This is a genomic window from Cellulosimicrobium cellulans (genome assembly GCF_016907755.1).
GTDB lineage: Bacteria > Actinomycetota > Actinomycetes > Actinomycetales > Cellulomonadaceae > Cellulosimicrobium > Cellulosimicrobium cellulans_D.
This window is the reverse complement of the sequence record NZ_JAFBCN010000001.1, coordinates 874,288-890,857: the sequence shown is the minus strand read 5'-3', so window position 1 is coordinate 890,857 and position 16,570 is coordinate 874,288. Positions and strand designations below refer to the sequence as shown.

The 16,570-nt window shown below is 75.1% G+C and carries 17 protein-coding genes; 8 read left to right on the top strand and 9 right to left on the bottom strand.

What is annotated here, in order from left to right:
* Positions 1–42: 42 nt before the first annotated feature.
* The 4 genes from JOE63_RS03870 (at position 43) to JOE63_RS03855 (ending at position 4,322) form a co-directional block, all read left to right on the top strand.
* Entirely contained in the window at positions 43–699 is a 657-nt protein-coding gene (locus JOE63_RS03870) for a response regulator transcription factor (protein ID WP_087472702.1), read from the top strand.
* A complete protein-coding gene (locus tag JOE63_RS03865) occupies positions 696–2,024 on the top strand; it encodes a sensor histidine kinase (protein ID WP_204539290.1) in 1,329 nt (442 codons plus the stop codon). Before JOE63_RS03870 ends, JOE63_RS03865 begins: the two co-directional genes overlap by 4 nt.
* Positions 2,025–2,214: 190 nt before the next feature.
* Entirely contained in the window at positions 2,215–2,685 is a 471-nt protein-coding gene (locus JOE63_RS03860; protein ID WP_087470823.1) for an NfeD family protein, read from the top strand.
* Between the two features lie 167 nt (positions 2,686–2,852).
* Entirely contained in the window at positions 2,853–4,322 is a 1,470-nt protein-coding gene (locus tag JOE63_RS03855) for a flotillin family protein (protein ID WP_087470822.1), read from the top strand.
* A 92-nt stretch (positions 4,323–4,414) separates the two neighbouring features.
* Here the strand turns inward: JOE63_RS03855 and JOE63_RS03850 are convergent, their stop codons facing one another.
* The gene (locus JOE63_RS03850; protein ID WP_204539287.1) at positions 4,415–5,308 is read right to left on the bottom strand and encodes a GAP family protein; all 894 of its coding nucleotides are present in this window, start codon (positions 5,306–5,308) and stop codon (positions 4,415–4,417) included.
* Between the two features lie 148 nt (positions 5,309–5,456).
* Here JOE63_RS03850 and JOE63_RS21615 point away from each other — a divergent pair, with 148 nt between their 5' ends.
* Positions 5,457–6,842, top strand: a complete 1,386-nt coding sequence (locus JOE63_RS21615; protein ID WP_204539284.1) for a sensor histidine kinase — start codon at positions 5,457–5,459, stop codon at positions 6,840–6,842.
* Positions 6,839–7,618, top strand: a complete 780-nt coding sequence (locus tag JOE63_RS03840; protein ID WP_087472700.1) for a response regulator — start codon at positions 6,839–6,841, stop codon at positions 7,616–7,618. Before JOE63_RS21615 ends, JOE63_RS03840 begins: the two co-directional genes overlap by 4 nt.
* 115 nt (positions 7,619–7,733) lie before the next feature.
* Here JOE63_RS03840 and JOE63_RS03835 read toward each other — a convergent pair whose 3' ends face one another.
* Complete coding sequence (locus JOE63_RS03835; protein ID WP_087470819.1) at positions 7,734–8,327, bottom strand: TetR/AcrR family transcriptional regulator; 594 nt, start codon at positions 8,325–8,327, stop codon at positions 7,734–7,736.
* A 95-nt stretch (positions 8,328–8,422) separates the two neighbouring features.
* On the opposite strand from JOE63_RS03835, the gene JOE63_RS03830 reads away from it, so the two are divergent.
* On the top strand, positions 8,423–9,487 hold the full coding sequence (locus tag JOE63_RS03830; RefSeq protein ID WP_204539281.1) for an ABC transporter permease: 1,065 nt from the start codon (positions 8,423–8,425) through the stop codon (positions 9,485–9,487).
* Between the two features lie 42 nt (positions 9,488–9,529).
* Here JOE63_RS03830 and JOE63_RS03825 read toward each other — a convergent pair whose 3' ends face one another.
* Genes JOE63_RS03825 through JOE63_RS03810 form a run of 4 tightly spaced genes read right to left on the bottom strand, consistent with a single transcriptional unit; the run spans position 9,530 to position 12,902 of the window.
* Positions 9,530–10,393, bottom strand: coding sequence for a carbohydrate kinase family protein (locus JOE63_RS03825; protein ID WP_204539278.1), 864 nt, complete (start codon positions 10,391–10,393; stop codon positions 9,530–9,532).
* Complete coding sequence (locus tag JOE63_RS21610; protein ID WP_204539275.1) at positions 10,393–11,058, bottom strand: pentapeptide repeat-containing protein; 666 nt, start codon at positions 11,056–11,058, stop codon at positions 10,393–10,395. Before JOE63_RS21610 ends, JOE63_RS03825 begins: the two co-directional genes overlap by 1 nt.
* A gap of 9 nt (positions 11,059–11,067) precedes the next feature.
* Positions 11,068–11,979 (bottom strand): NAD(P)-dependent oxidoreductase, encoded by a 912-nt coding sequence (locus JOE63_RS03815; RefSeq protein ID WP_204539272.1) that lies wholly within the window; start codon positions 11,977–11,979, stop codon positions 11,068–11,070.
* Complete coding sequence (locus tag JOE63_RS03810; RefSeq protein ID WP_087470814.1) at positions 11,976–12,902, bottom strand: NAD(P)-dependent oxidoreductase; 927 nt, start codon at positions 12,900–12,902, stop codon at positions 11,976–11,978. Before JOE63_RS03810 ends, JOE63_RS03815 begins: the two co-directional genes overlap by 4 nt.
* Before the next feature lie 185 nt (positions 12,903–13,087).
* On the opposite strand from JOE63_RS03810, the gene JOE63_RS03805 reads away from it, so the two are divergent.
* Positions 13,088–13,516 (top strand): winged helix-turn-helix transcriptional regulator, encoded by a 429-nt coding sequence (locus tag JOE63_RS03805; protein WP_204539269.1) that lies wholly within the window; start codon positions 13,088–13,090, stop codon positions 13,514–13,516.
* Positions 13,517–13,525: 9 nt separating this feature from the next.
* On the opposite strand, the gene JOE63_RS03800 is transcribed toward JOE63_RS03805, so the two are convergent.
* From JOE63_RS03800 to JOE63_RS03790, 3 genes are all read right to left on the bottom strand, one after another.
* Complete coding sequence (locus JOE63_RS03800; protein ID WP_087470812.1) at positions 13,526–14,845, bottom strand: MFS transporter; 1,320 nt, start codon at positions 14,843–14,845, stop codon at positions 13,526–13,528.
* A gap of 28 nt (positions 14,846–14,873) precedes the next feature.
* The gene (locus tag JOE63_RS03795) at positions 14,874–15,851 is read right to left on the bottom strand and encodes a sugar phosphate isomerase/epimerase family protein (RefSeq protein WP_087472699.1); all 978 of its coding nucleotides are present in this window, start codon (positions 15,849–15,851) and stop codon (positions 14,874–14,876) included.
* A gap of 61 nt (positions 15,852–15,912) precedes the next feature.
* Positions 15,913–16,545, bottom strand: coding sequence for an ABC transporter ATP-binding protein (locus tag JOE63_RS03790; protein WP_204539266.1), 633 nt, complete (start codon positions 16,543–16,545; stop codon positions 15,913–15,915).
* Between the last annotated feature and the right edge of the window lie 25 nt (positions 16,546–16,570).

Here is a 16,570-nt window from a genome sequence, read left to right as displayed (position 1 = left end):
CCTCACAGAGACCTCACAGGGGTGCGGCCCACCATCGTCGCCATGCGGGTACTGGTGGTGGAGGACGAGGAGCTCATCGCGGACGCCGTCGCGACGGGCCTGCGCCGCGAGGCGATCGCCGTCGACGTCGCGCTCGACGGGCGCGCCGCGATGGACCGCGTGGGCGTGCACGACTACGACGTCGTCGTGCTCGACCGCGACCTGCCCGGCGTCCACGGCGACGACGTCTGCCGGGCGATCGTGACCTCGGGCCTCGACGCGCGGGTCCTCATGCTCACCGCGGCCGCCGACGTCCGCGACCGCGTCGACGGGCTCGACCTGGGCGCCGACGACTACCTCGCGAAGCCCTTCGCGTTCGTCGAGCTGCTCGCGCGGGTCCGCGCGCTCGGGCGGCGCGCCCGCCCGGCCGTGCCTCCGGTCCTGGAGCGGGCCGGGGTGCGGCTCGACCCGTCGCGGCGCGAGGTCTACCGGGACGGGCGGTACGTACCGCTCGCGCGCAAGGAGTTCGGCGTCCTCGAGGAGCTCCTGCGCGCCGACGGCGGGGTCGTGTCCGCCGAGCAGCTCCTGGAGAAGGTGTGGGACGAGAACATCGACCCGTTCACCGGCGTCGTGCGGTTCACGATGATGCAGCTGCGCAAGAAGCTGGGCGATCCCGGGCTCGTCGAGACCGTGACCGGCGTCGGGTACCGGGTCCCGTGAGGGCGCGCCTCACGCTCCGCGCCCGGCTCACCCTCGTCTACGGCGGCGCGTTCGCGCTCGCCGGGGCCGTCCTGGTGACGGTCATGTACGTCCTCGTCGCCGCCGCGGTCGACCGCCAGCCGCTCGACACGGTCGGTATCGCCGCGTACGAGGTCACGTACGGGACGACGGCGCCGCTCACCGCGGCCGTGCCGCTGGACGGCGTCCCGGCGTCGGTCGCCACCGCCGCGCCGACCGCGACGATCCTCGACTCGCCGATCGACTCGTGGGCCGCCGTGCGGACGACCGACGCCGCGACGCTCCAGGACGTCCGCGACCTCGTCCTCACCCAGAACCGCGAGGCCCGGGACGAGACCCTCGGCTCGGTGCTCCTGTGGTCGGTCGTCGCGCTCGCGGTGCTCGGCGTGCTCGCGGTGGGCTTCGGGTGGGTCATGGCCACGCGCGTCCTGTCACCCCTGCACCGGGTGACCGCTACTGCCCGCCGCGTCGCCGAGAACAACCTGCACGAGCGCATCGCGCTCGACGGCCCCCCGGACGAGATGAAGGACCTCGCGGACACCTTCGACGCGATGCTCGAGCGGCTGGACCGCTCGTTCGACGGGCAGCGGCGCTTCGTCGCGAACGCGTCGCACGAGCTCCGCACGCCCCTGACCATCAACCGGACCGTGCTCGAGGTCGCGCTGCAGGACCCGGACGTCCCGCCGCCGACGCGCCACCTGGGGAACACCCTGCTCGCCGTGAACGCGCGGCACGAGCGGCTCATCGAGGGACTGCTCACGCTCGCCGCCGCGGACCAGGCGCCGGGCGAGCGCTCGCCCGTCGACCTCGCCGAGGTCGTGGACCAGGTCCGGCGCGCCTCGGCCGCGGCGGCGCGTGACGCCGGCGTCGAGCTGCGGGTCGTCCCGGACGGCGGCGACGGGCCCGGCGCCGGGACGGTGCCCGACGACGGCGGCGCCACGACGTCCGGCGACCCGGTCCTGCTCGAGCGTCTCGTGCAGAACCTGGTCGACAACGCCGTCCGCTACAACGATCCCGGCGGGTTCGTCGAGGTGTCCGCGCGCCACGTCGGCGGGGCGGTCGAGGTGCGGGTCGAGAACTCCGGGCCGGTGGTCCCGTCCTCCGCGGTCGAGTCGCTGTTCGAGCCCTTCCGGCGGCTCGGCCGCGACGGCGCCGCGGCGGACCGCAGCGCGGGCTTCGTCCGGGGAGGCGTCGGGCTCGGGCTCTCCATCGTCCGGTCGGTCGCGTCGGCTCACGACGGCACCGTGCGCGCCGTGCCGCGCGACGGGGGCGGGCTCGTGGTGCGTGCCCGGTTCGCCGCGGCCTGACGGGCGCCGCGCGAGACGCCGGAGCACGGGGAGTGCTCCCCATGTGACGAAGGCCCGGATCGCCCCACGGCATGGTCGGGTCACGGTAAGGTGTGCGTACGTTCACGACAACTCCACACGCCACGTCGGGAACGACAAGTCCACACGACAACCGCACGCACGGCCGCCCGCCGCAGCAAGGGGACCTCGCATGATCGCGTTCATCGTCATCGGCATCGCCGGACTCGCCCTCCTGCTCCTCTCGCTGCTCGTCGGCGAGATCGTCGACCTCGGTGACGGTGCCGTTTCTGGCACGACGCTCGGTGTGGGTGGCGTGGTCTTCGGCGCCGTCGGCGTGATCGTGGCCTCCAACGACCTGCCGACGTGGCTCGCGTACGTGGGGTCGCTCGTCGTGGCGCTGGTCGTCATGGTGCTCGTCCAGGCCCTGGTCAAGCACCTGCGGGAGTCGGAGGACGGTGTGCCCACGTCCCTCGTCGGCGTGCAGGGCACCGCGACGACGGCGATCGACCCCGCCCGCGGCGAGGTCTCGCTCGACGCCGCGCACGAGCTCGAGCGCCGCCTCGCCTGGGCGGACGAGCCCATCCCGGAGGGCGCGCGCGTCGTCGTGCTCGAGCAGTCCGGGAGCCGGGTGCGCGTCCAGCGCCACTACCCCAACGACTGACCGCACGGCCGACCCCGACCGGCGACGCCGCCCCGCGTCGTCGGCGGGTGCCGCGCACCGCACCACCGGCCGGACCGGCCGGGCTCGACCCTGACCGGCCCGTCCCGCACCGCCGCACGCCCTGACCTGCACGCACCCACGGAAGGAGTCGCGCCCCGGCGCGGACCATGTTCGACGACACGAACCTCATCACGACCCTGGCGATCGTCGCCCTGGTCATCGCGTTCTTCGCGGTGGTCATCTTCATCAGCAAGCGCATCCGCCGCGTCCCGCCGAACGAGGCCCTGGTCATCGTCGGCCGCGGCGCGGGCCGCAGGGAGGCCGCGGGCAGCGGGCAGAAGGTCGTCGTCGGCGGCCGCACGTTCGTCTGGCCGATCCTCCAGCAGGGCTTCTCCATCTCGCTCGAGCAGCGCCAGATCGGCATCACGGTCGAGGGCGTGGACAAGAACCGCATCAAGATCGCCATCAAGGCGTCGATCAACTTCAAGGTCCGCGGTGACGAGGAGGGCGTGCGCCGCGCGGCCCAGCGCTTCCTCTCCCAGCAGGGCACGCTGACGGAGATCATCAAGGAGTCCCTCGAGGGCTCGCTGCGCTCCATCGTCGGCGACATGACGATCGAGCAGATCATCTCCGACCGCAAGGGCCTGTCCGACCGCGTCGTCGAGTCCACCAAGGCCGACCTCTCGGAGCAGGGCCTCCAGGTCGACCTGCTCAACATCTCCGACATCTCGACGCCGGGCTCGGACTACCTCTCGAACCTCGGTCGTGCCGAGTCGGCCCGTGCCCGCCAGGTCGCCGAGGTCTCCGAGGCCGAGGCGCAGCGCGCGTCGGAGTTCGCCGTCATCGACGCGGCCGAGCAGATCGCCGAGCGCCAGAAGGCGCTCGACCTCAAGCGCGCCGCGATCAAGGCGGACACCGACCGCGCGAACGCCGAGGCCGAGGCCGCGGGCCAGCTCGCGCGCGCCGAGCAGGACCGCCTCGTCGCGCAGCAGGAGCGCGAGGCGCTCGCCGAGCAGGCCCGGGTGACGCAGGAGCGCCTCGACATCGAGATCCGCAAGCCTGCCGAGGCCAAGGCGTACGCCGAGGTCCAGGAGGCGAACGCGCGTCGTGACGCCGCGAACGCGGCGACCGAGGCGGACGCGTACAAGCGCACCGTCATCGCCGAGGCCAACAAGACGGCCGCGATCCAGGACGCCGAGGCGTCCGCGCAGGCCGTGCGCCGCGCCGGTGAGGCCGAGCGCGACCGCCAGGTCGCCCTCGCCGCCGGTATCAAGGCCGAGGGTGAGGCCCGCGCCGCCGCGATCGAGGCCGAGGGTCGCGCCGAGGCCGTGGCGACCGACGCCAAGGCCGACGCGCTCCAGAAGTACGGCGAGGCGGCCCTGGTGCAGGAGCTCATCGAGCGCCTGCCCGAGATCGTGCGTGCCGCTGCCGAGCCGATCGGCAACATCCAGGGCATGACCGTCGTCTCGACCGACGGCGCGTCCGCAGTCACCAAGAACGTCGCGTCGGTCCTCGGCGAGGGCCAGGGCGTCATCAAGCAGCTCACCGGCGTCGACATCAACCAGCTCATCGCGAACCTCGCGGGCACGCAGCTCACGGGCTCGGGCGAGAAGGCGTCGAACGGCACCTCGCACTGACCCTGACCGGCTCCCGCCGGTGCACGACGACGGCCCGTCCGGACCTCCGGGCGGGCCGCCGTCGTGCGGGGTGCGGCACGGCTGGGGCCCGCTCAGGTCCAGCCGAGGCGGCCGAACGCGTTCAGCGCGAGCAGGACGCCGAGGATCCCCAGCACCCAGCCGGTCATGTCGGTCGCGTTCCTCGTCAGCCATGCGTCGAGCCGGCGCAGCAGCGGGTCGACCGCGCGCGCCGCGACGAGCCGACCGAGGAGCAGCAGGAGCGCGGGCGCGATCATCACGACGCAGTAGGCGGCGAGGATGCCGCCGGTCGCGGGCCAGCCGACGTCCGACGTCGTGAGCAGCCCGATCGCGGCGAGGTACGGCAGCATCGTCCCGACCTCCAGGGCGACGGCGCCGAGCGCGAGCCCCATGAGCGGCAGCAGGGAGGGACGGGTCCGCACCGCACCGGCACCGGCCGCGTCCGCCTCGATCCCCAGCGCGCGCTCGCGCCAGCGGGACAGCCGTCCCGGACGCGGGGCCGACGTCGTCCCTCGCCCCCCGCCGGGCGCGTCGCCCGTTCCGTCGGCGCCCGGGACGGAGGGCCGTGCGCCGACGGTCGCCGGTGCGGCGGCGGCCGCGCGCGCGTCCCGCCGGGCCGCGCGCTTGCTGTCGAACCGGAAGGACAGCGCGAACAGGCCGATCCCGAGGAGGAGCTGCACGATCGCGGCGGCCCGCGTGTCCAGGGCGTCACCGAACCGGTCGAGGAACGCTCCCGCGCCCAGCAGCACGACGATCCCGACGGCCAGGTAGAACGCCGCGACCGTGCCGAGGTAGACGAGCACGCGCCCGGCACGCAGGCGGCCCGGAGCGAGCAGCAACCAGACCGGGATGAGGAGCGTGCCGAAGCTCGTGGAGTCGATGAGCGCCAGCACGACGAGCACGCCCGCCGTCGCGGCGAGGCCGAGACCCGGCCCGCCGACGGCGTCGAGGTCGAGAGGGATGTCCATGCCGTCGAGCCTCGCCTCCGGGGCGCGTCCCGTCGTCGGGCGAACGACCGACCCGGGACCCTCGGCGGACCCCGCGCGGGGCGACGGCGCGGCCGTCGTACACCGTTCGGCCGATCCGGGGGACGCCGCGCTGTGCTGGGATGGGTGCGTGAGGGTGGAGGACGGCGACGCGGGCGGGGCGCGCCCCGTCGCGCCCGGACGCCCCGGCCGGTGGCGGGCCGCCGCCCGGTCGCTCCCCCAGGTCTGGCGCATCGAGGACCGCCGGAACGACCTGTTCTCCGCCGTCACGACGTTCGTCCTCGGGTGGGTCCTCCTCGAGGTGGGCCTCGTCGGGCTCGTGCGGGCGCCGTTCGTCGTCGAGCCGGCGGAGCCGTGGTGGCGCGTCGCGCTGCTCGGGGTGGGCTGCCTCCTCATCCTGGTCAAGCGCGCGCACCCGATCCTCGCGCTGCTCGGCGGCGTGGCCGTCATGGTCGTCGACCTGCGGTGGGGCGGCAGCCTCGCGGTCACGCTCGTCCTGTGGGACCTGCTCTACGCCGCGGCCCTGTGGTCCGGGCCGCGGGCGCGCGCGTGGCTCTGGGGTGTCGCGGTGACGGTCGCGGTCGGCGGGTCGGTCGCGGCGGGCGAGGCGGCCCGCGACGTGCGCGAGTTCGTCTACATGGGGCTGCAGCTCGGCGCCGTCCTCCTCGTGCCGATGTGGTGGGCGACCAACGTGCGCACCAAGAGCGAGCTCGCCGAGCTGGCGGGCGAGCGTGCCGACCTCGCAGCGCGAGAGGCCGAGGCCGCGGCCCGCACGGCCGACCTGGAGCGGCAGCGCGCGAGCGACCTCGAACGCATCGCGGAGCTCGACCGGCACGAGGCCGTCCGGGCCGAGCGCGCCGCGATGGCGCGCGACCTGCACGACGTCATCGCGTCGCACCTGTCGACGATCGCGATCCACTCCGGTGCCGCGCTCGCGCTCCCGCCCGACGCCGCCAAGGACCGGGCCGCGCTCGAGCAGGTGCGGACCAGCGCCGTCGCGTCCCTCGACGAGATGCGGTCGATGATCCTGCTGCTCCGGTCGGAAGGGCGCCGCGACGACGGCGCGGGCGCCGCCCTCGACGCCGTCGCCGCGCCCGGTCGGCTCGCGGGGCTCGACGCGCTCCTCGCCGCCGCGCGCGCGACCACGACGGTCGTGCTCGAGGACCCGGACGGCGTCGCGACCGGCCCGCTGCCGGCGGCCGCGGACCAGGCGCTGTTCCGGATCGCGCAGGAGGCCGTGACGAACGCGGTCAAGCACGCACCGGGCTCGCCCGTCACGGTGCGGCTCTCCCGGGACGGGGCCACCGTGGCGCTCGAGGTGCGCGACGACGGCGCACCGGGAGCCGCGCCGCCGGTCGACGGCCCGCTCAGCGCGGGCACCGGCCTGCTGACCATGCGGGAGCGCGCCGACGGCCTCGGCGGGACCTTCGCGGCCGGGCCGACGGCGGCCGGCGGGTGGGTCGTGCGGGCGTCCGTCCCGGTCGCGGCCCGTCCGAGCGAGAGGGAGAGCGCGTGACACGCCGCCCGGTCCGGGTGCTGCTGGCCGACGACCACGCGGCGATCCGCGCGGGCCTGCGTCTCCTGCTCGACGCCGCGGACGACGTCGAGGTCGTCGGCGAGGCGTCCGACGGGACGGCCGCGATCACCAACGCCCGGGCGCTGCGCCCTGACGTCGTGCTCATGGACCTGCGCATGCCCGGGGTCGACGGCATCGAGGCCACCCGCGCCATCACCGCGGAGGGCCTCGCCGAGGTGCTCGTGCTCACGACCTTCGACCTCGACGAGTACGTCGACGGCGCGCTCCGCGCCGGTGCCGCGGGGTTCCTCCTCAAGACCGCGGAGCCTGCCGCCCTGATCGACGCGGTCCGCCGCGTCGCCGACGGCGACGGCGTCCTCGCGCCCGAGGTCACCCGCCGCCTCCTCGCCGCGTTCGCCCGCGGCCCGGTGCCCGACGGCGCCCCGCGCCCGGGCTCGTCCGCCCGCCCGGGCCAGCCGGGCCCCTCGGCCGCAGGGCCGACGTCGGGCACGGCCGGTGGCCCCCCGGCACCCGCCGCCGGGCCGCACGCCGAGGCGCACGGCTCGGCACAGGACCCACGGCTCGCCGACCTCACGCCCCGCGAGGTCGACGTGCTCGCGGCGCTCGGCCGCGGCCTCTCCAACCAGGGCATCGCGACCGACCTCTACATCACCGAGGCCACGGCCAAGACGCACGTCTCGCGCGTCCTCGCCAAGCTCGGCGTCGCGACCCGCATGCAGGCGGCCATCGTCGCCCGCGACACCGGCCTCGCCTGACGGCCGACCCCGCGGCACGACCCCGGCCCGCAGCGACGACCCGGCCCGAGAATCGCCGCGCCCACGAGGGAGAACCTCGGTCGCGCGACGGAGACCCCAGGTCGGCCGGGCGGAGTCAGCGCGGGAGGTGGCCGGTCGTGCGGTCGAGATAGGCGTCGGGGTCGAAGTCGCCCATCAGCGCGCTCTGGACGATGAAGCCTTGGCACGCGGCGACGAACAGCGGCGCCTGCTCGGCGCCGAGCTCGGCCGCGCGTGCGGGGTCGAGGCCGTGGGTGCGCTCGTGCCAGGCGGCGACGTAGTCGGCGAAGACCGAGCGCAGGCGGGCGAGGACGGCCGAGGCGAACTCGAGGATGCGCGGGTCGGTCACGGCCTCGCCCCAGACCTGGAGCAGGATCGCGGTGCTGCCGATCTCGCGGACCACCCCGTGCATGAGGACGCCGACCAGGTCGGACGGCGGAGGGAGCGGGTCGCGCTCGGCGAGCCGTTCGACGTCGGCGATGCGCCCGCCGACGATCCGGCCCGCGACGTCGTGCACGATCGCCATCTTGGAGTCGTAGTAGCCGTAGATCGCCCCGGCGGACAGTCCGGACTCGGCGATGATCTCCGCCATCGAGGTGGCGGCGAAGCCCTTGCGGCGGAACACGCGCAGGGCGGCGGCGGCGATGTCGTCGCGCCGCTGCGCTCGGTACTCGTCACTCACCCGGGGCATCCGCCCACCCTAAACCGAACGATCGTTCTTGACAGGAGGCGACGGGCAGGTCGACCCTATAGAGAACGAACATTCGTTTTACGAGAGGTCTCCCCATGAGCTCCGCCGCCCCGCACACGCACTGGCCGCGCGTCGTGACGACCGCCGTCGGGCTCGTCGCCCTCGTCGCGGTCGTCGTCCTCGCATTCCTCTGGCCCTCCGTCACCGCCGAGCCGAAGGACCTCCCGGTCGCGGCCGCGGGCGACCCCGCCGTCGTCGCCCAGGTGCAGGCCGGGCTGGACCAGAACGCCGAGGGCGCGATCGAGCTCGTCGCCGTCGCCGACCGCGACGCGGCCGTCGACCTCGTCGAGTCCCGCGACGCGTACGGCGCGCTCGTCCTCGGCCAGCAGCCGGAGGTCCTCGCCGCCTCGGCGGCGAGCCCCGCCGTCGCGCAGCTCCTCGCCGGGCTCCAGCCCGCGCTCCAGGCGCAGGTCGACGCCGCCGCGGCGGCGCAGGGTGCGCCCGCCGAGGCGGTCCCGACCGTGGCGGTGACCGACGTCGTCCCGCTCTCGGTCGACGACCCGCGCGGGTCCACCCTCGCCGCGGCGTCGTTCCCGCTCGTGCTCGGCGGGATGGTCGGCGGCATCGCGATCTCGCTCGCGGTCGTCGGGGTATGGCGGCGCGTCGCGGCGCTCGGGGTCTACTCGGTGGTCGGCGGGCTCGCGATCGCGGGGATCCTGCACGGGCTCGGCGGCCTGCACGGCGCGTACCTCGCCGACTCGCTCGCCGTGGGGCTGACGCTGCTCGGCATCGGGGGCACGATCGTCGGAGCCGTCGCGGTGCTCGGCCGCCCCGGCATCGCGGTCGGGCCGGTCCTGTTCCTGCTCGTCGCGAACCCGCTCTCCGCGGCCGCGATGCCGGTCGAGTTCCTGCTCAGCCCGTGGGGCGCCGTCGGGCAGTGGTTCCCGCCGGGCGCGTCCGCGACGCTGCTGCGCGACCTGTCGTACTTCCCCGCCGCGGACACGACGTTCCCCTGGCTCGTGCTCACCGGATGGGCCGTGCTCGGGCTGCTGCTGTCGCTCGTCGGCCACTTCCGCGACCGCGGCGCGGCGACCGTCGCCGCCCTGCGCGAGGCGGACGACGTCGCGCCCGTGGCCGAGCAGGTCGGCGCCGTGCGCTGACCGGCACCCGCCGGCCGGCACGCGGTCGCCGTGCGTCGCGGGTCAGGCCGGGACGAGGTCCGGGCTCTGCACGACGCGCGCCGCGTGCCGGGCGCCCGCCGTCATCGCCTCCTCGACGCCCGCCCCGCGCAGGTGGGCGTCGAGGAAGCCCGCGAAGAAGCCGTCGCCCGCACCGTTCGTGTCGACGACGTGCGGCACGTGCTCCGCGGGCACCTCGACGAACCCTCCCTCGGGCGTGAGCGCGACGGCGCCGCGCGACCCGTGCGTGCACACCACGAGCCGCGCGCCCGCGTCGACCCGCGCGGACATGAAGCCGCGCCAGTCCTCCAGCCGGTCCCCGCTGAGGAACACGTGCGTCCCTGCCTCGACCCACGGCCGGTGGAACGCGGACTCGCCGTCGTAGTCGTGGAGGTCGACCCAGACGTCGCGCCCGCGGGACACCGCGAGGTCGAGCACGGGCAGCGCCGGGACCGCGAGGTCCACGACGACGGCCGCCGCCGCGTCGAGCGCCGCGACCGCGGCGTCCCACGACGCGCCCTGCGCGGGCACCTCGCCCGGCGCACGCAGGTAGACCGAGACGCGCCCGCCGTCGTCGTCCATGAGGTTGAGGTGGCTCTCGGTGCGCCCGTCGGGCGAGGGCTCCGCGAGCACCGAGACGCCCGCGCCCTCGAGCACGGAACGGACCCGCGCGGCGTCGTCGTCCGCCCCGAGGACGGTGCGCAGCAGCACCGACCGGCCCAGGCGGGCGAGGTTGAGCGCCTTGCCCGCCGACGTCCCGCCCACGGTGGCGCGGTGCGACCGGGCGAAGACGGTGTGGGGCGTGGGCGCGGGCAGCTCGTCGAGCTGGACGAGGAGGTTCCACGACGCCGGCCCGGCGACGAGGACCTCGGCCGCGGCGGGCGCCATCAGTCCGTCACCGTGATGCCGAGGCTGTGCGCGAACGTCGCGGCGAGGCGCGCGAGCTGCATGGAGTCGATCGTCGAGCCGCGCAGGGACTCGATCCCGCTCAGCTCGTCGATCTCCGCGCCGCGCAGGTCGACGTGCGCCAGCGTGGAGGCCTGCACGTCGAGCCGGCGGACGCGCGTGCCCTCGAACGCCACGCGCAGCGCGTCCGCCGCGACGAGGTCGAGCTCGTCGATCGTGCAGTCGGTGAACACCACGTCCCGCAGGGTCGCGCCGCGCAGGTTGACGAACCCGAGCTTGCAGCCCACGAACCGGACCCCCGCCCACGACGACTCGTAGAGCTCGGCCGAGCCGAGGCGCGCACCGTGCACCTCGACCTCGCGCCACCGGCCGCGCGTCCCGCGCAGCACGGGCACGTCGAGGCGGTCGAGCACCACCTCCGTGAGCGTCACCGCCCCGAGGTCCGCCTCGTCGGCGCGCACCTGGTCGAGCCGCGTGGAGAACACGCTCGCGCCGTGCAGGTCGAGCCGGTCGAGGCGGAGGTCGACGAGCTCGAACCCCTCGAGGTCGGCCTCCGCCTCGAGGTCGTAGGCGTCGCCGCGCTGGAGGTCGTCCAGCACGACGGGGTCGATCACGGGCGGCTCGGTCGTCGGCTTCTTGGGTGGCACGGCCCGAGCCTAGGCCGCGCCACCGACGCTCTGCGCCGCGACCGGCTGCGCCTTGATCACCTCGAAGATCGCCGTCCAGCCGTCCCGCCCGTGACCGGCCGCGAGCGCGCGCTCGTAGTGCGACAGGACCGCGCGCGGCAGCGCGTCGTCGACGCCGAGCTCCTCGCTCGCCCCGAGGACGTGCGCCGCGGTCGCGCCCATCATCGTCGCGGTGCTCAGGTGCCCGGGGTGCACGCCGGTCTCGAACTCCGCGCCCGCCGCGCCGTCGGCCCCGAGCATGGCAGGCGTGTCGACGAGGGTCTGCAGCGCCTCCGGGACGAACTGCGTGGGCGGGACCCCGGCGGCCTGCGCGAGCGCTGCCGCGTGCGCGACGCCCGACAGCGCGGTGAGGAACACGTCGAGCTGCGCCTGGTACAGGAGCTGCGCGAGCCCCGGGTCGGCACCGAGGTAGCGGGGCGCGCCGAGCAGCGCGAGCATGCTCTCGTGGGCGTGGAACGCCGCCTCCGGACCGGAGTAGTAGACGTACGACTCCGCGGTCCCGACCATCGGCGGCGGCGCCATGACGCCCCCGGTCACGAGGGTCGCGCCCTGGTCGGCGGCCCACCGCGCGGCGACGCGCGTCGCCTCCGGGGTGTCGGAGCTGAGGTTGACGACGGTCCGGCCGCGCAGAGTCTCGGTCGCCGCGCCCAGGACGTCGTACATCGCCGCGTAGTCGGTCAGGCTCAGCACGACGACGTCGCTCGCCGCCACCGCCTCGGCCGGCGACGCGGCGAGGACCGCGCCCTCGGTGACGAGCGCGTCGGCACGCGACGGCGTGCGGTTCCACACGGTGACGGGGTGGCCCGCGGCGAGCAGCGTGCGGGCCATGGCCCGGCCCATCGGGCCGAGACCGATCAGGGTGACGGGTGCGGGCGTGCTCATCGGGCTCCTCCTGCGGTGGCGTCGCTGACGGGGGTGCGGACGGGACTCCGGATGCTCTCGACGGCGCGCGCGAACCCGTCGGCTCCGTGGCCGGCGTCGATCTGGCGGTGCACGAGCGCCTGGACGGCCGCGACGACGTCGGTCGCGAGCCCGGCCTCCTCGCTCGCGCGGATGATGTCCGACGGGTCCGAGAACGCGAGGCTCTGCTGCCCGGGCCCCCCGTAGTCGCGGCGGTCGACGACGTCCGCGTACTCCGCGAGCCCCGACGTCATCGCGACGAGCCAGGGTGCCGCTCGGCGCGCGAAGTCCGTCGCGCTCACGCCGGCCGTCCCGACCATCGCGACGCCGTGGAAGAAGCCCGCGAACATCGCGTACATGCTCGCGAGCAGCGCGAGGTCGTAGAGCGGCGCGAGGCCGGGGTCCTCGCCGAGCCACGTGCTCTCGCCCCACGTGTCGAGCACGGGCCGGGCGTCGTCGAACGCGGCGCGCGACCCGCTGTACAGGACCTCGGCCCCCGGCCCGCCGATCATCCCCGGGACGGCCATGATCCCGCCGTCGAGGTAGTCGATGCCGTGGGCCGCGGCCCAGGCGGCGAGCTCGCGCGACTCCTCGGGCGTCGTCGTCACGAGGTTGACGAGCGCCCGGCCCGCGAGCGCGTCCGCGACGGGGTCCAGCGTCTGGTGCACCGACGCGTGGTCGAGGACGACCGCGACGACGAGCGGCGAGGCGGTGACGGCGTCGCGCACCGTCGCCGCCTCACGGGCGCCGGACTCGACGAGCGCGCCCGCCCGTCCCGGCGTGCGGTTCCACACAGTCGTCCGGTGACCGGCGGCGACGGTCGCGGCCGCGAGGGCGCTGCCCATCGCGCCGAGGCCGAGGACGGTGACGGCGCGTTCCGAGGGTCGTGCAGGCTGGTCAGACATCGTTCCTCCGGGTCGGGTGGTGGTGCCCGGGCCGCCGACGGCGCGGCGTGCCCTCGCCGTCCACGCTCGCCGACGTACGGTCGCCCGGGAAGAACGCACTTCGAGGTGGGGTTCTCACCTCAGGGTGAGCGTGCAGGTCAGGGCGCCGCCCGGCACGGAACCGGTCTGCGACGAAGGAGCGAACGATGACGACGACGGCGGTCCGCACCTCCCCCGGCGCGGCGACGCCCGGCGGCACCTCCGCGGGCACCTCCGCGAGCACCTCCACGAGCACCGCGCGACGCGGCCCCTACGTGTGCGGGCTGGACGCCGCGATGGACGTCGTGAGCGGCAAGTGGAAGTCGCTCGTCCTCTGGGAGCTCGAGGACCACGGCGTGCGTCGGTACGCCGAGCTCAAGCGCGGGCTGCCCGGGGTGAGCGACAAGGTGCTCGCCCAGCAGCTCCGCGAGATGGAGGCCGACGGCCTGCTCGTGCGCGAGGTGTTCCCCGAGGTGCCACCGCGCGTCGAGTACTCCCTCACCGAGCACGGCAGCGCGCTCAACGCGGCGCTCGAGTCGCTCGGCGACTGGGGGCGCGACCGCATCGAGCGGATCGGCGCCACGCGCATCGGCTGAGCGCCCGCCTCAGGGCTCGGGGTGGAGGGCGTCGTAGCGCCAGAACTTCCGTTGCGACCGCACGACGACCCACAGCACGACGACGCACGCCACGCCCCCGGCGACGGCGGCCCAGGCCTCGCCCACCCACGTCGCCTGGGCGCCGAGCACGAGCTCGCCGAGCCGTGGCCCGCCCGCGACGACGACGATGAACACGCCCTGGAGCCGGCCGCGCATGTCGTCGGGCGTCGCGGTCTGCAGGATGGTCTGCCGGAAGACGGAGCTCACGGCGTCGGACGCGCCCGCGAGCGCCAGCGCGACGCTCGCCGCGACGACCCCGCCCACGAGGACGGTCGTGGGGCTGGTCGCCCCGACCCCCACCAGGACGAGGCCGAACAGCACGATCGAGAGCCCGTAGCCCGTGATGGCCCACACGATGACGCGACCCTGCCAGCGCACGCGCGACAGCCCGCCGGAGAACACCCCCGCGAGCACCGCCCCGACGGCGAACGCCGCGGCGAGCACGCCCGTCGTCGCCTCGCCCCCGCCGAGGAACACGACGCCCGCGGCGGGCAGGAGGACGCGCGGGGACGCGAGCACCATCGCGGCGAGGTCGGCGAGGAAGGTGGTGCGGACGTTGGGCTGCGTCGCGAGGTACCGCAGCCCGTCGACGACGGACCGCCACCCCGCGACCCGGCGCCGCCGCCCCGCCTGCGCGGGCTGCGGGGCGTCGTCGCCGGTGAGGGGCGGGATGTCCGGGAGCCGCCACACCGCCCACAGCGCCGCGGTGAAGAGCACGGCGTCGATCGTGTAGGCGACCTGGTAGCCCCAGAGCGCGACGAGGAACGCGCCGCCCAGCGGGCCGACCGTGAGCGCGACGTTCCACGCGATCGTCTGGAGCGCGTTCGCGGCGGGCAGGAGCCGTGGCTCGACGAGGCGCGGGATGATCGCCGACCGCGCCGGGTTGTTGATGGCGAAGGCCGCCGACTGCGCGGCGACGAGACCGTAGAGCACGCCCACCGAGTTCAGGTGCAGCCACGCCTGGACCGCGATGAGCGCCGTGATGACCCACAGGGCGGTCGACGCCGCGAGGGCGACCTTGCGGCGGTCGTACGCGTCGACGAGCGCGCCGCCGTAGAGGCCCAGCACGACGAGGGGCACCAGGGCGCAGATGCCGAGCACCCCGACCGCGAGCGACGAGCCCGTGAGCGCGTAGACCTGGAGGCCGACGGCGACGACCGTGAGCTGTGAACCGAGGTTGGAGATGCCGAGGCCCCACCACAGCCGTCGGAACGGCGGCGAGATGCGCAACGGCGTCGTGTCGGCGAGGAGACCGTTGACGCGAGCCACGATCGCCGAGCCTACGTCAGCGGGCGCGTCAGGCCGTCCCGGCCGCCTTCGCGACGTCGTCGTCCGTGCCCGCGTCCTCCGCGCCGTCCCGCGCGTCCTCCTCGCCCCAGGCGTCGGCGTGGCGGTGCGGGTGGCCGGGCGGTGGCTCGTAGCCCGGGTGCGGCCCGGGCGTGAGGTAGGTGCGCGCGAAGAACAGGGACGCCGCGAGGTCCTCGCGACGCTCGGCCGCGGTCCGGGCGCGGCGCGTCGAGATCTCGACGACCACGTCGCCGGACCAGCCGCGCCGCACGAGCTCCGCGAGGACCCGGTCGCACGGCTGGTCGCCGCGACCGGGGACGAGGTGCTCGTCCGTGATCGACGACGACCCGTCGGCCAGGTGGACGTGCGCGAGACGGCCGTCGAACACGTCGAGCAGCGCGAGCGCGTCCTGCTGCGCGACGGCGGCGTGCGACAGGTCGAGCGTCACGTGCTCGTAGCCGTGCTCGGACGGGTCCCAGCCCGGCAGGTAGGCCTGCATCTCGCGCTTGCGGCTGCGCCAGGGGTACATGTTCTCCACCGCGATGGTCACGCCCTCGGTCTCGTCGAGCTCGCCGACGAGGTCCTCGAACTCGCGCGCGTACCGGTACTGCCACCGGAACGGCGGGTGCACGACGACGGTGCTCGCCCCGACCTCCTGCGCGAGCCGGACGCTGCGCCGGAGCTTGGGGCCGGGCGAGCGCCCCCACACGCGCTGGCTCACGAGCAGCGTCGGCGCGTGGATGCTGCGGATCGGGACGTCGTGCTCGGCGGCGAGCCGCCGGAGCGTCGCGGCGTCCTGGGTCGTCTCGTCGGACCACACCATGACCTCGACGCCGTCGTACCCGAGGTCGGCCGCCGCCTCGAAGGCGTACGGGGCCTTGCGCGGGTAGACGCTGGCCGTCGAGAGCGTGACGTGGATGCGCTGCGCCTCCCCGGGGACCGGGGACGCCTCGGGGGACGCCGCGCTCGGCGTCGTCGCGTCGGACATGCCGGTCACCCTAGACCCGTCGGCTGTGCCCCACACCCAGCGTGGTCGCGCCGACGGGCCGTCAGCCGATCCGGACCTCGTCGGAGCACGCGTCGACGACGTGGCGGGAGTGGGTGGCGACGAGCACGGCAGCACCGTCGTCAGCCAGGCCGCGCAGGGACTCGAGCACCATCTCGGCGTTGTCCCGGTCCAGCGCACCGGTCGGCTCGTCCGCGAGGACGACCGTCGGCGCCTTGACGAGCAGCCGCGCGAGCGCGACCCGCTGCTGCTCGCCACCGGAGAGCTGGAAGACGGGGATCTCTTCCATGCCGTCGAGCCCGACGCGCTTGAGCGCCTCGTCGATCCCGAGCCCCGGGCCGCCCCGGTGACCGGGGGCACGGGCGATCTGGAGATTGGCACGCACCGAGGCGTTGTCCACGAGCGCGTAGTTCTGGAACAGGTAGCCGAGCGTGTCGCGACGGAATCGGCGCGCCCCGGAGGGGCGGAGCCGAGTGATGTCGCGACCGTCGACGGTGATCGACCCGGCAGTCAGCGTCTCGAGCAGACCGACGCAGTTGAGCAGGGTCGACTTCCCCGAGCCCGACGGCCCGGTCAGGGCGGTCATCTGACCCGGCTCGACCGCGAAGGAGCGGTCCTCGAACAGCACGCGGCTGCCGAACGACTTGGCGACGCCCTCGACGACGACGGACGACATGGCAGGTTCCTCTTCTCGTTGGCGT

What these genes read in the sequence shown, in the direction of transcription:
- JOE63_RS03870 (WP_087472702.1), top strand. Translation starts at nt 43, where the DNA reads ATGCGGGTACTGGTGGTGGAGGACGAGGAGCTCATCGCGGACGCCGTC.
- JOE63_RS03860 (WP_087470823.1), top strand. Translation starts at nt 2,215, where the DNA reads ATGATCGCGTTCATCGTCATCGGCATCGCCGGACTCGCCCTCCTGCTC.
- JOE63_RS03855 (WP_087470822.1), top strand. Translation starts at nt 2,853, where the DNA reads ATGTTCGACGACACGAACCTCATCACGACCCTGGCGATCGTCGCCCTG.
- JOE63_RS03850 (WP_204539287.1), bottom strand. Translation starts at nt 5,308, where the DNA reads ATGGACATCCCTCTCGACCTCGACGCCGTCGGCGGGCCGGGTCTCGGC.
- JOE63_RS03835 (WP_087470819.1), bottom strand. Translation starts at nt 8,327, where the DNA reads ATGCCCCGGGTGAGTGACGAGTACCGAGCGCAGCGGCGCGACGACATC.
- JOE63_RS03830 (WP_204539281.1), top strand. Translation starts at nt 8,423, where the DNA reads ATGAGCTCCGCCGCCCCGCACACGCACTGGCCGCGCGTCGTGACGACC.
- JOE63_RS03825 (WP_204539278.1), bottom strand. Translation starts at nt 10,393, where the DNA reads ATGGCGCCCGCCGCGGCCGAGGTCCTCGTCGCCGGGCCGGCGTCGTGG.
- JOE63_RS03815 (WP_204539272.1), bottom strand. Translation starts at nt 11,979, where the DNA reads ATGAGCACGCCCGCACCCGTCACCCTGATCGGTCTCGGCCCGATGGGC.
- JOE63_RS03810 (WP_087470814.1), bottom strand. Translation starts at nt 12,902, where the DNA reads ATGTCTGACCAGCCTGCACGACCCTCGGAACGCGCCGTCACCGTCCTC.
- JOE63_RS03805 (WP_204539269.1), top strand. Translation starts at nt 13,088, where the DNA reads ATGACGACGACGGCGGTCCGCACCTCCCCCGGCGCGGCGACGCCCGGC.
- JOE63_RS03795 (WP_087472699.1), bottom strand. Translation starts at nt 15,851, where the DNA reads ATGTCCGACGCGACGACGCCGAGCGCGGCGTCCCCCGAGGCGTCCCCG.
- JOE63_RS03790 (WP_204539266.1), bottom strand. Translation starts at nt 16,545, where the DNA reads ATGTCGTCCGTCGTCGTCGAGGGCGTCGCCAAGTCGTTCGGCAGCCGC.